At 51.4% G+C, this 11,516-nt stretch carries 10 protein-coding genes; 4 read left to right on the top strand and 6 right to left on the bottom strand.

The genetic code is table 11. The features are described 5' to 3' along the window. Positions 1 to 45: 45 nt before the first annotated feature. The 3 genes from NEA10_RS08875 to NEA10_RS08865 all read right to left on the bottom strand — a co-directional run bounded on the left by NEA10_RS08875 (position 46) and on the right by NEA10_RS08865 (position 2,560). Positions 46 to 699, bottom strand: a complete 654-nt coding sequence (locus tag NEA10_RS08875) for a GDYXXLXY domain-containing protein (protein ID WP_252664984.1) — start codon at positions 697 to 699, stop codon at positions 46 to 48. Continuing rightward, positions 696 to 2,087 carry a DUF2157 domain-containing protein gene (locus NEA10_RS08870; RefSeq protein ID WP_252664983.1) on the bottom strand — a complete coding sequence of 464 codons (1,392 nt, stop codon included), beginning with the start codon at positions 2,085 to 2,087 and terminating at the stop codon, positions 696 to 698. The genes NEA10_RS08875 and NEA10_RS08870 overlap by 4 nt, the downstream gene beginning before the upstream one ends. Positions 2,088 to 2,197: 110 nt before the next feature. Further along, complete coding sequence (locus NEA10_RS08865; RefSeq protein WP_252664982.1) at positions 2,198 to 2,560, bottom strand: NAD(P)H-quinone oxidoreductase subunit M; 363 nt, start codon at positions 2,558 to 2,560, stop codon at positions 2,198 to 2,200. A 206-nt stretch (positions 2,561 to 2,766) separates the two neighbouring features. On the opposite strand from NEA10_RS08865, the gene NEA10_RS08860 reads away from it, so the two are divergent. Next, the gene (locus tag NEA10_RS08860) at positions 2,767 to 3,660 is read left to right on the top strand and encodes a hypothetical protein (protein WP_252664981.1); all 894 of its coding nucleotides are present in this window, start codon (positions 2,767 to 2,769) and stop codon (positions 3,658 to 3,660) included. Here the strand turns inward: NEA10_RS08860 and NEA10_RS08855 are convergent. Next, positions 3,657 to 4,511, bottom strand: a complete 855-nt coding sequence (locus NEA10_RS08855; protein WP_252664980.1) for a DUF4340 domain-containing protein — start codon at positions 4,509 to 4,511, stop codon at positions 3,657 to 3,659. The two genes, NEA10_RS08860 and NEA10_RS08855, sit on opposite strands and share 4 nt — an antisense overlap. Positions 4,512 to 4,674: 163 nt before the next feature. Here NEA10_RS08855 and NEA10_RS08850 point away from each other — a divergent pair, with 163 nt between their 5' ends. The 3 genes from NEA10_RS08850 to NEA10_RS08840 all read left to right on the top strand — a co-directional run bounded on the left by NEA10_RS08850 (position 4,675) and on the right by NEA10_RS08840 (position 8,694). Next, complete coding sequence (locus NEA10_RS08850) at positions 4,675 to 5,646, top strand: cysteine synthase A (RefSeq protein WP_252664979.1); 972 nt, start codon at positions 4,675 to 4,677, stop codon at positions 5,644 to 5,646. Positions 5,647 to 5,845: 199 nt separating this feature from the next. Then, the gene (locus NEA10_RS08845; protein WP_252664978.1) at positions 5,846 to 6,601 is read left to right on the top strand and encodes a metallophosphoesterase family protein; all 756 of its coding nucleotides are present in this window, start codon (positions 5,846 to 5,848) and stop codon (positions 6,599 to 6,601) included. 98 nt (positions 6,602 to 6,699) lie between these two features. Further along, on the top strand, positions 6,700 to 8,694 hold the full coding sequence (locus NEA10_RS08840) for a chromosome segregation ATPase (protein ID WP_252664977.1): 1,995 nt from the start codon (positions 6,700 to 6,702) through the stop codon (positions 8,692 to 8,694). Here the strand turns inward: NEA10_RS08840 and NEA10_RS08835 are convergent. Together NEA10_RS08835 and NEA10_RS08830 are read right to left on the bottom strand one after the other, a co-directional pair. Continuing rightward, complete coding sequence (locus NEA10_RS08835) at positions 8,691 to 10,373, bottom strand: glycoside hydrolase family 13 protein (protein ID WP_252664976.1); 1,683 nt, start codon at positions 10,371 to 10,373, stop codon at positions 8,691 to 8,693. The genes NEA10_RS08840 and NEA10_RS08835 overlap by 4 nt on opposite strands. 128 nt (positions 10,374 to 10,501) lie before the next feature. Further along, the gene (locus NEA10_RS08830) at positions 10,502 to 11,395 is read right to left on the bottom strand and encodes an alpha/beta fold hydrolase (RefSeq protein WP_252664975.1); all 894 of its coding nucleotides are present in this window, start codon (positions 11,393 to 11,395) and stop codon (positions 10,502 to 10,504) included. Positions 11,396 to 11,516: the final 121 nt, after the last annotated feature.

Genomic DNA, 11,516 nt, shown 5'->3' with positions numbered 1-11,516 from the left:
GAGGGCGGGGTGGGTTCTCCGGTGTTCCCTGTTCCCTTCTTCTGCCTAAAACTCATAATTCTCCTCCCCAACCCACAAACTAATGGGAACCGCATGAGCGCGATCGCTCACCTTAATTTGCACCACAAACGACTCAGGTTCCTCTGCTTGAATCTGCATAATTTTGTCGTTGATGTCATTGCGCTGGTTTTCCGGCATATAATACCGTTCCAACCCATAGAGAATTTGCCAATTGCGATATTGTCCTCGTAGGGCAATTTGATTCGCGGGTAAATCTTGAGGACGCTCCGCCCTGACTTCAATGGGAACCCAGGGAAGGGGGCGTTCTCCGGGGGCAGCGGTTTCGCTGGGTTCTTCCAGAATCACGTAAAAGTCAAAATGACGATCGCCATGTAGAGGAGAATTAAACAGTTCCTGACCCCCAGGAAGTTCCTCTAAGCGATGGCGTTGGGAAATATCATAACTCAGGGTTTGATAATAGCCCCGCAAAATATCATAGGGGTCAACCGGTGCTGTTTGTAAAACCACCGGAGTTCCCGTGATGACCGTATGAGCATCACGAGCCGGAACCGCTAGAATCAGGAATCCTTGGAAGAGTAAGGGCAACCAAAAGCGCCATTGGGGAAAACGACGGGGTTGCTCAGTTAGCTGACTTTCCGCTTGAGTCTCGGCAGCATTGGGGATTAAATCCTGTGTCATGAGTTGTGCTCCTGAAGTTGAGGATGAGATCTAGATGTCTGATGGTGGATGTTGCGCTCAAACCAGAGTCCAGCCAAAATTACGCCGACGCCACAGGCGGAAAACACGACGGCCTTGGTCATTAGAGCGGTGTCGTATTCCAGAGTACGGGTCATAATCCCAATAATAAGGAGGATCATGCCACTCCAAAAACTGCGACGACTCCCTAACGCGAGTCCATCACGAATGGCGGCAATGGAGAGGACAAAAAAGAGAATATTGAATAATAAAGGACCTAAAACGACCAGAGGGGTCACGTTTAAATGGGTGTAGAGACTCCCCACCGTTAGGAGTAACATCCCCAGGATGACCCCAGTATTGAGCGATCGCTCTTGCAGCAAACTAAACTGAGACCCTTGACGGGCGAGCTTCAACCACAGCCAAATCGTCAGAGTCGAACAGATTAGAAGGTCAACCAGCAAATGACTCCCTAAAGAAAGGCGGAACATCTCTTCGGGAATTGACACCGATGCCCAGCCGTTAAACGACAAGACATAAAACACCAAAGCCAACCAAATTAAGGCAATTTTACGAGCGATACTCTGAAATGAGGGTTGAAACCATTTTTTCTGAGATTGGACGCTATAAGCCCAGAGAAGCGCCGCTGGGAGGACAATAGCTGTCTCACTCCTCCAACTGCCGATCGCCATCAGATTAAAGAAGAAGGAGAGGCTAAAGAGGAGTCCTCCCAAGCTAAAGGTCAAGTTGGAGCGACTACGATGAGCCAGAGGCAGAATCAAAGCCAAGGTTAATAGGGGCATATGGATGATCCCCAAATGGAAGATCGTCAAATCTTGGGCGGTTACCGTATCGAACACCCCCCGTAAATAGCCAAACCCCAGCAACAGCACTGAGAAGATACTCAGGGCCGGCATGGCTAAACTCAACGCCATCAACCAAACCGCCAGCCCCCAAACTAAAAAGAGTTCATAGATCTCTCCACTCTGATGAAACATCTGGGACACTAAGGAGATGTTCGCCCCCAAGGTTAACCCCCCCATCAGTAATAGAGCCGCCCCGAGTTTTTTCGTCCCCTTTTCCACGGGCGATCGCCATAGATAAAAACCAATCACATTGATGGCTAAAAACGTTGCCATCAACAGAATGACCTTAAGCTCACGACTCCAAACCGTCCAGTTGGCCGCTACAAAGGTAATCACCCCCAGGCCCAGGAGAATGCCCCCCAGACTAATGAGGATAGTCGTAAAGCGACTACGAGCATTAACCTCAATGTCACGAAACTCATAGCGAGTCGCCAGAGTCTCATAGAATTTTGCATCAATCAAACCTTCACGCCACCAAACCTCCGACTCCTGCCGAAGTTGGCGGCGAAATTTTTCTGAAGTCATCTCAAACTGACTCCCTATGTGAGTAGGATGTCTTCAGCTTAGGCCCAGACTGACCCGTTGACGTTCAGGAATAGACAGTTTCTACTAGAAAAAACAGCCGAGAAACTGTCCTAACCGGGGGACTGGATTAGGGGGTTTTCGTTTTCATCCACTCGGGGCAGTCCTAAACTATAATTGCGAACCGGCGCACCCAGGTTATAGCTGAGATCTCCCTGTTGCAACATCGAACGCACGAAATGTTCCAAATCTGAACCAATACGGCGGATATTGTATTCCGTTAAATCCTGACCAGCACTGGCGGCTACCAATTCCTCAAATTTGTCGTACACCCGTTGCACCGCCTCATCGCTCCACACCAGTTCATTATCCGGATCGAGATCAATGGTGAGCTTATCAGGACTCGGGACAATATCTCTCCCGTCAATTTCAGCCGTAAAAATGCGAATGTGGCGGGTGGTGGATTTTAGCAGCATGGGTTGAGATGGACGTAGAACAACAAATGAAATGAGCGCACCGAGTCAAAAACCGTTAAACCGTCGGCTGACTCATGGATGGCACTGCTTATTGTAGCGGTCTGTTTACCCCCAGGACAATATTTCTACCTTAGAGAAGAGGGGAATTGGCCGAGAGTCCTGCTAGGATTGAGGGCAGTAGTTGGTCATAGTTCAGATAAAACGACGTGAAAGACCCGTTTGTGCGATCGCCTCGTGGAGTTGATCCAGCAGACAATATTGTTCAGCAAGCCCGTCAGGGGAGCATTGCTGCCATTGTCCAGGTATTGAATGATAACCTGACGGATCTCGGGGTGCGCACTCGGGCCGTGTTTGCCGAGGGTTGGTTGCAACTCCTCTGTGAGTCTCCCCAGGCTCAAAGCCTGGATGTGGATGAGGTGGTTGAGCGGATTCAAACCTTACTCGAAAGTATTTCTCCCCGTAGCATTCGTCGGGTGAATGTGAACTGTCGGGTGGCCCGAGAAGAACAACTCCTCTGGCTCGATGAGATTCGTCGCGATCCTGAGAATCAGCTTCTGTGGTCAAAATCGATCTCTATCCGTCGTCCCAATCTTCTCAAACGCGCCCTGAGTCACCAGCGTCAGCCCGCTGGCCCCCGTAAAGTGGCTCTACCGCGACGGCTACAACCCTCTCAACCTCGGAATCAGGATCGCGATCGCCAACTCTTGATGGGTAGCCTTATTTTGATTCTGCTACTCTTACTCGGTGGAGTCTGGCTGTATCGGACTTGGATGGCCGCCTCTCCCCCAGACTCAACGGATTTACCCGCAGATGACCCCCCAACCCCTGCTGAGACGTCCCCCGCTCCCCCCCCTCAAGTGGACCCCTTTGCTCAAGCGGTTACCTTAGCGGAACAAGCCTCATTTGCTGGACAAACGGCAGAAAGTCGAGCCGAGTGGTTGGATTTAGCTGCCAAATGGCAACGGGCCGCTGATCTGATGGCCCAAGTTCCCCCGGAGGACTCCCGTTACCAGACCGCCCGCGATCGCACTCAACTCTATCGCCAAAATAGTCAAGTGGCTCAACAACGGGCAGAAGGGGTGGAACAACCGGACGATTAGTTGCCATTCTCGTCCATGTCTGGGGAGTCGGGTTCCTCTGAAGTTGGAGATTCAGGCGCGTCTCCCGCTTCCGGTTCAGCCTCCTCCTCACGTTCCCCATCCAGCGAGTCCTCATCGGGAACCTCGGCTTCAGGTGTCTCCTGTTCAGGGATCTCCGGCTGTGGTATGTCCTCATCAGGAGCCGCTGGAAGGGGTTGAGCCTGCCAATCGTCCCGGGAGCGATTGACCGCATTTTCAACATTGAGGGGTAAGAGGATCACAGACACCTCACGGGAGTCGCCGGCGTCTTCCTCAGCCTCCTCATCTGGGTTGTTCCCCAGAGCCTCATCTCCCCCGTGAACCCATCCATAGACAAAACTACCCGTAAAATCACGATCGCCCACCCATAATTCCTGAACCTCACCATCATCCAACTCAATCCTGAGGCGAGCGCGGGGATTGTCTAACCCATACTCCCCCAGATTATCCGCCGTCGTCACAATGGGGCGATCGCTGCGAGCATTGTCCAAGACCATCAACAGAAACGAGACATAGGCATCATTTGCCGGATTTGCCTCTCCCTGGGGGTCACCATTTTCAAGCATCACATACTGCCATTCTGTGGTGCTGAAGCGAGTTTCATCCTCTGAAGGAATTTGCAACGGCTCATCGAGTCTCGTTAACTGCACCGTATAGTCAGAGCGAGTTAGGGTCATCTGGCGAATCGCACTGGCCCGAAAGCGAAAGGCCCGTTGTTCCTCTTGACGTTGACGTTCAAACTCTGGGGCAACCGCCCCCTCATACAACAGCACCCCACCGCCAAAAATTACCGCCAACAGCAACAACACCTGAGTTGATCGCTTTAATTTCATATCCGTCTCCTTGAGAACTCATTTTAATCTCAACCCTGAAGCCGATAGAATAACAACAGCCCCCGCCTCGGGTTCTTGGCTCTGGGTTGAGAGCTGCAAATCCAGGCCATACCTCAGTTGGGCGGTTTTCCCAATCGAACCCTACCGAACATCTACATCATTTATGGATATCCAGAACGGCTTTGTCGGCACTGTCGGGAACACTCCCCTGATTCGTCTCAACAGCTTTAGTGAGGAAACAGGGTGTGAAATCCTTGGAAAAGCCGAATTTCTTAATCCGGGTGGCTCCGTCAAAGACCGAGCCGCTCTCTATATTATCGAAGATGCCGAGGCTCAGGGACATCTTAAACCTGGGGGAACCGTCGTGGAAGGAACGGCAGGTAACACCGGGATTGGCCTAACCCATATTTGTAATGCCAAAGGCTATAAATGCCTAATTATCATCCCAGAGACCCAATCTCAGGAGAAAATGGACACCCTCCGCACCTTGGGAGCCGAAGTGCGACCCGTTCCGGCCGTTCCCTACCGCGATCCTAATAACTATGTCAAACTCTCCGGTCGTCTGGCGGAGGAAATGGACAACGCCATCTGGGCCAATCAGTTTGACAACCTCGCCAACCGTCGGGCCCATTATGAAACCACTGCCCCAGAAATTTGGGCCCAAACTGAGGGCAAAATTGATGCCTGGGTCTCCGCCACCGGAACTGGGGGCACCTATGCGGGGGCAGCTATGTTTTTTAAAGAGAAAAACCCCCAGGTCAAATGTGTGGTGGCAGACCCGATGGGGAGTGGCTTATACAGCTATGTGAAGACCGGCAAAATTGACACCAGCGGGAGTTCCATCACCGAAGGAATTGGCAACAGTCGTATTACCGCCAACATGGACGGTGCTCCCATTGATGATGCCATTCAAATCGACGATACTGAAGCCCTACGAGTGATCTATCAACTTCTGCGTCAAGATGGCCTGTTTATGGGGGGCTCAGTTGGGATTAATGTCGGGGCGGCGGTTGCCTTAGCCAAGAAACTGGGGCCAGGTCATACCATTGTGACGGTCTTGTGCGATAGTGGCTCTCGCTATCAATCACGATTGTATAACCCGGACTGGCTGGCAGCCAAAGGGCTATCTCTATAACGACTCTCCCAGAGAATTTAGGTTGGGGATGGGGATTCATTTCAGCCGATCCTCATCAAAACTTTAGATCATCAATGTTTTATGAAGGATTACAGTCGATATACTTGGACTAGGGCGACTCTCTTGTTGAGTACGACGATGATGAAGCCAAAAATTCCCCCTAACCTTCCCAGATCCTGTTCCTCAAAGGACTCTTCCGATGTCAACCGACTCTCGACAAATCGTAATTGGTGACGTTCATGGTCATTACGATACCCTAGTACGACTTTTAGACAGTCTCCACCTACACGATGGCGATCGCGTCGATTTTCTTGGGGATTTGATTGATCGCGGTCCTGCCAGTTGTCAGGTGGTTGAGTTGGTTATGTCTCATCCGTCTTATCATGCGATTCGAGGCAATCATGAGGAGATGATGCTTTCAGCCTTGGTCTACGGCCGAGAGGATGACCGCTATTTTGACTTCTGGCTCAGTGGCGGGGGGGATATGACCTTGGAAAGCTATCCTAACTCGGGCCTGATGTACGATCATTTGGATTGGCTTGAATCTCTGCCAACCTACCGAGACCGGGGAGATATTTGGTTGGCTCATGCCGGGGTGGACCCTCATCGTCCTCTGGAACAACAGTCCAGTCAAGAGTTTTGTTGGATTCGTGATGTCTTCCATCGTCAAACCACCCCCTATTTTGTGGATAAGCTGATCGTCATTGGTCATACCATTACCTTTACGTTCCCTGGGGTGCAGTGCGGTCAGCTCGTTCAAGGCTGTGGTTGGTTGGGGATTGATACGGGAGTCTATACCCTGGAAAGCGGCTGGCTGACGGCCCTGGATGTGACTCATAAACGGGTGTATCAAGCCAATGTGTGGCAGGAAACAGTGCGATCGCTCCCCTGGGATGAGGTGGTGGTCACCCTAGACCCCAATCGAGTTCGTCGCCGTCGCTTCGCCTTAACGTGATCCCGACGAAAAGACAATGTTAGGATAACCTCGGTGATGACCGGCCATCTGGATCGCTCGTGGCGATCACAGCCGCTCAAGTTAAAGGGGTTTTGGTGATGAGGAAAAAAACAAACCTATCGTTGGCGCGATCGCTCCGAAAACCGGAGGCGGGACTTCAGAGAATTTACCCAGAGACCCCCCCGGTCCCCCGTCGACCTCCTCGACGCTCTTGGACATCCTGGCTCCCCGGCTGGCAGTTCTGGACGCTTCTGTTTGGTGTTGGAACTATTGGTACGGCAATTACTGCCTCGGCGATGCTGCTGAGTTTACCGAGTGTCCCCAATTGTCCTCGTATTTTTTGGCCCACCGCCTCTGCCTCAATGCGTCTCTATTGTGGACAGTTGGCAGCCAGTAAAAATACGGTGGACGATATCCTTGAGGCGATCGCCCTGGTTAGTGGACTTCCTGAGGACCACGGCCTCCGGCCCACCATCAATGCCCAAATTGAGGAATGGACTCAAGAACTCCTCGAGTTGGCAGAAACCTCATTCCATGAAGGACGACTCACGGAAGCGATCGATACGGCCCGGCGCATTCCCACCTATGAACTATCTGAGAGTGCTAGAACCGCGATTGAACCGGTCATTGAACAGCGGGTTGAGGACTGGAAGCGGATTTGGACGGATGCAGAAGATATCTATGCTGAAATTGAGGATCATCTGCAAAACCGTCGCTGGAATTTAGCTTTTTCCGCGACTAATCGCCTACGTTCGGTGGAAAACCAATATTGGCGGGTAACAAGGCAGGAGAACATTAGTAAGCAGGTTCAACAGGCCCGGGATGATACTAATAAGTTGGCCAATGCTCGTAGTCGGGCTAACCGTCGCACCCTAGATGATCTACTTGAAGCCATTGGCATGGCTGAAGGCATTGCCCTAGACTCCTTTGCCTATTCTAGTGCCCAAGATGCTTTAAAAGACTTTGGACGCATGATGTTAGATCTAGCTCAGGCCCAACTTGATGCCCAAAACTTGACAGAGGCGATCGCCATCGCTCGACGGGTTCCAGCCAGCACCCAGTTAAAAGAGGAGGCGAATGATTTTGTGGTCTTAGCTCGGGGTGAGTTTATGGCCTGGCAACCCAGCGTGAGAAATCTAGAAAACGCCATTTCTCAGGCACAGCGGGTTCCCCTCAATAGTCCTCTCTATGGTCGCGCTCAAACTCGCATCCGCGAGTGGCAAGGGGCTATTGATCAGGTGGCTGTTTTGGAACGGGCCCGTAATACTGCCCGTACTGGAAGTACCACAGATTTAACGACGGCTATTGCTCAAGCAGAACTCATCTCTAATTCCACGCCAGTCTATGATCAGGCTCAAGAGGAGATTAATCGCTGGCGCACCCAACTGCAAACCCGTCAAGACCAACCGATTTTACAACGAGCGCAAGCCCTGGCTCAACAGGGCAACTATCAACAGGCGATCGCTCAGGCGCAACAAATTGGTAGTTCACGGGCCCTATATAATGATGCCCAAACTCAGATTAGTGGCTGGCAACGGACAATCAGTGAACAGCGCGATCGCCCCATTCTTAATCGGGCGCAAGGTCAGGCGAACGCCGGCAATCTCCAGGAAGCGATCGCCACCGCCCAGCAAATTCCCTCTGCCAGCACCCTTTCTGGGGAGGCGCAAACAGCAATCGCCCGCTGGAACAGTGCCCTGCGCGATCGCGATCTCCTCAATCAGGCCTATCGTCTGGCAGACAATGGTTCTGCTGAATCCCTGGAATCAGCCATTCGCACGGCCAACAGTATTAGTTCTAATGCCAGTCAACGGCCCGATGCGGATCAGCTCATTCGTAATCTCAGTTGGCAACTCCTGGAACTGGCTCAATCTCGGGCCTGGAATAGTTTAAGTGGGGCGATCGAGATTGCCGAACGCATCCCTAGATATGCCGAGGCCCACAGTGAAGCCCAGCGGTTAATTCGCAGTTGGGATGCCCAACGAAACCCACCTCCAACCCCCCAACCGGAACCGGAACCGGAACCGGAGTTAGAGCGTAAGTTTGAGAATGGGATTACCATCGATTGGGAGAGTCCTCTATCGGATCGTTAATCGCCCCCATCCTGCCATTTGCCGAATAGGCAGATGTCAAAGGATTGTAGAGTCTCAGGAATGGTCATAATTGCCCCGGTATCGTAGTGATTGGACAATAACACGGTCCAATCCTCTCGCTCTAGGGGGACATCTAAATCTAGGGATTTTTGGAAGGAGAAGTTGATTAACACCAAAATCGACTCCTCCTCGGTTTCCCGCAGATAGACTAGATGTTCATGGGGGTAGTGAATCAGCGATCGCCAACTCCCCCGTTGCAAGGCGGGATGTTTCTGATACAGCTGAATCAAACGCCGGTAGAAGTTGAGTAAGGAATCGGGGTTTTTCCAGGCCGCCTCCACATTCAAGTCTTTGTAATTGGGGTGCAGCGGGAGCCAGGGTTCTACGTCTTTACCGAAACTGAACCCCGCCTGGGGGGAGTCATCCCATTGCATCGGGGTTCGGGAACCATCCCGCTGTTCCGGGACTTCACCACTGGTACTCGGGGCGATCGCCTTATCCCGCAACTTCTCAGGGGGAATCTCTTGATGGTCGACCATGCCCAGTTCCTGGCCATAATACAAGACCGGTGTGCCTCGTACTGTGAGTAATAAGGCCGCCGCCGCTTGGGCGATCGCATGGGAATCAATACAGAGACTACATTCCACCCAGCGGGAGAGATGGCGCGGGATATCATGATTATCGAAAAAGTACACCGGTTGCGCCCCCGCTGGTGTCACCAATTCCTTATGTTCAATTTCCCGTTGTAGATACCCCGGATACCAGGGACTAAAGGCAAACTCAAAGGTAAACGGCAAATGCAATTCGTCATTCTGAGTGCCATAAAACCTTGTGGATTCATAGAGACGATTATCGATAAACGTCTCCCCAATCAAGAGGCGATCGCCATACTCATCTAAAATTGAGCGAATCTCGCGAACAATCTCATGATTTTCAGGCAGATTTTTCTCGTAGAGATGATGATAATTATTATACTCATTCTTATCATTTGTCCCAAACTTTAACGGATTGTCGCGGAAGTATTTATCCTTACTATAAACACTAGATGCGTCCAACCGAAAGCCATCTACACCCTTATCCAACCAAAAGCGAACCACCCCATACATCGCTTCTCGAACCTCAGGATTGCGCCAATTTAAATCCGGCTGATTCTTATTAAACGTGTGAAAATAATACTGGTTTCGACTCTCACAGTACGTCCAACCGGTGCCACCAAAATAGGACAACCAATTATTCGGTAGATTATCCTTATAGCCCTCCTGCCACAAATACCAATCCGCCTTCGGATTCTCCCGACTCTGTTGTGACTCTAAAAACCACTCATGTTGATTCGAGGTATGGTTGAGGACTAAATCTAAAATGACCTTAATATCCCGTCGATGACATTCCTCAAGCAACTGCTCAAAATCCGCCATTGTCCCAAACATCGGGCAAATTTTGGTGTAGTCGCTGACATCATAGCCATTATCCATCATGGGCGACTCATTGATAGGAGACAGCCAAATCGCATTAATTCCTAAAGAGGTCTCACTCTCCAGATTGCCATCATTGAGATAATCTAACCGCTGAATAATACCCTGAATATCACCAATTCCGTCACCATTAGCATCTGCAAAAGTCAGGGGATAAATCTGATAAATAATTCCCTTTTCCCACCAAGATTGTTCTGTTTTCGTCATTCTACTCATATCGACTGATAGCACTCAGAAACAGCAAGCCTGACCCAGCCTTCCCCTGGCCATAGCTTGCCGTTCCCATATCTTCAAATTAAACCCAGTCAGTGAAACCCAGGCCATTGCCAGCCAGCCTAACCCATCACCTGACGCTCTAGCCAGTCTAGGACTAGGGGGTTCACCACGTCTGGGCGTTCATCATGGGGACAATGACCCGTTTTGGGGATGGAATGGAACTCCACCGGATGGCGTTCTCCCCACTGGCGATAAATGTCCGCCCCTTTTACCGGTGTCCAGGGGTCATCTTCTCCCCAAAGCACTAACACCGGACAGATGACCGAATCTAGCAACTCTGAAGGTTTTGGGCCCGGAGGGGCCGAGAGAATCGAGGCAAACACCTGCTGCGCCCCCAAATCACAAGAGGGAGTATACAACAGTTCCACTAACTCATCAGTGACCGCCTCTCGGTTGCCATAAACCTGATAGAGGGTGTTACGAATCCGTCGCGGCTGTCGAACCTGGTTGAACATCAGGGGTCCCAAGGTTTTCGAGGCCACCAACTTCGCAAACGTCCCCATCACCACCCGTAGGGGGAAGGCCAATTCCTCGGGGCGATGATTGAGGCCCCCAGCACAGTTGAGTAAGACGGCCCCTCGGGTAGAATCTGGATACTGGGCCGCCATCACCAAGGCCAATAAGGCGCCAATGGAATTGCCCACAAAGACTGTGGGTTCAGCGATGAACTCCTGGCAAAAATCCGCCAAGAGGTCTCGCCATAACTCAATGGAATAGTCAAATGGGGGTTTTGCCGACTGACCAAAGCCGAGCAAGTCTAACCCATAGACACGATACCCGGACTCCGCCCAGACGGGGATATTCTGCCGCCAATGACCAATCGAAGCCCCAAAGCCATGAATGAGAACCAGAGGGGGGCCCTCACCATTGACTGTATAAGCAATGGACTGTCCACGCCATGTCCAAAACTGTCGTTGTAAAGAAGACTGAGAGGAGGGAGATTGTACTGTCACAACAGAATTGATAGAACTGATAGTTAAGACTTCATTCTACCGGGTTTTCCTGGACTCTGCCGCCGTTGGGGATGGCTGTCATGACCGTTGGCTCAGACTTCGGAGTAACGATTCCCGAAAT

Source organism: Phormidium yuhuli AB48 (genome assembly GCF_023983615.1).
Taxonomy (GTDB): Bacteria; Cyanobacteriota; Cyanobacteriia; order Cyanobacteriales; family Geitlerinemataceae; genus Sodalinema; species Sodalinema yuhuli.
The sequence above is the reverse complement of the archived record's forward strand: the minus strand, read 5'-3'. Positions and strand labels throughout refer to the sequence as shown.